The sequence below is a fragment of the Mesorhizobium sp. M7A.F.Ca.CA.002.05.1.1 genome, assembly GCF_003998335.1.
Lineage (GTDB): Bacteria > Pseudomonadota > Alphaproteobacteria > Rhizobiales > Rhizobiaceae > Mesorhizobium.
In genome coordinates, this window is sequence record NZ_RZQI01001378.1 from 1 (window position 1) to 984 (window position 984).

General features: G+C 64.7%; 1 protein-coding gene. It reads left to right on the forward strand.

Features of this window, described 5'->3' with window-relative positions; all coding sequences use genetic code 11:
- Positions 1–767: aldehyde dehydrogenase family protein (locus EN939_RS35715; RefSeq protein WP_127272001.1), on the forward strand; the 767-nt coding region annotated here is incomplete at its 5' end.
- Positions 768–984: the final 217 nt, after the last annotated feature.

The following is a 984-nucleotide window of genomic DNA, read 5'->3' on the forward strand; positions in this document are numbered from 1 at the left end:
CCACCGCCAAGGGCAAGCTTGCCGGCGAAGTTGGGCTCGGCAGCCGCAAGGATATCCGCGATGCCGTCTCTGCCGCCCGCGGTGCCAAGGCCTGGCCGGAGGCGACCGCCTATAACAGGTCCCAGGTGCTCTATTATCTGGCCGAGAATCTTTCCGGCCGTGCCGGCGAGTTCGCCGCCCGTCTCACCGAATTGACCGGCGCTACGCCCAAGGCCGCGCGGGAAGAGGTAGAACAATCCATTGAACGGCTGTTCCTCTATGCCGGTCTGGCCGACAAGTTCGAGGGCCGCGTGCACCAGCCGCCGGCGCGTGCCGTGACGCTGGCGCTTCATGAACCGGTCGGCGTCGTCGGCATCGTCGCCCCCGATAGCTCGCCGCTGCTCGGTCTGATCTCGCTGGTCGCACCGGCGCTGGCCATGGGCAACACCGTGGTTGCGGTGCCGTCGGAGCGCTACCCGCTGCTGGCCACCGATCTCTACCAGGTCATCGAATATTCCGACATTCCCTCAGGCGCCATCAACATCGTCACCGGCCGCAGCGCCGAACTTGCCGGCGTGCTGGCCAAGCATGACGATGTCGACGGGCTCTGGGTGTTCGCCGACGCAGAGACCTGCGCCAAGGCGGAGGCAGAGTCCATCGGCAACCTCAAGCGCGTCTGGAGCGGCAATGGCCGCAGCCTCGACTGGGCATCCGACGAAGCCGCCGGCGACGCCTTCCTGCGCCGCGCCGTCGAGGTCAAGAATGTCTGGGTGCCTTACGGCGATTGATGTCCCGCCGGTGCTGTCGAGATCGTGTTCGGGCTTGACGCACGGACAGATGTTCTTTAACGAGAAAAAACATCTTTATCAGTGAACGGTCAACGGCGCAGGCTGCACGATCACGCGTGACTGGCACATGACGCCTTGGCCAGCCGCAGGTAGACCCGGACTATCCCCAGCGGACGAGGAGAACAGTATGTCGGATCTGGCAGGCAAGGTCGTTGTC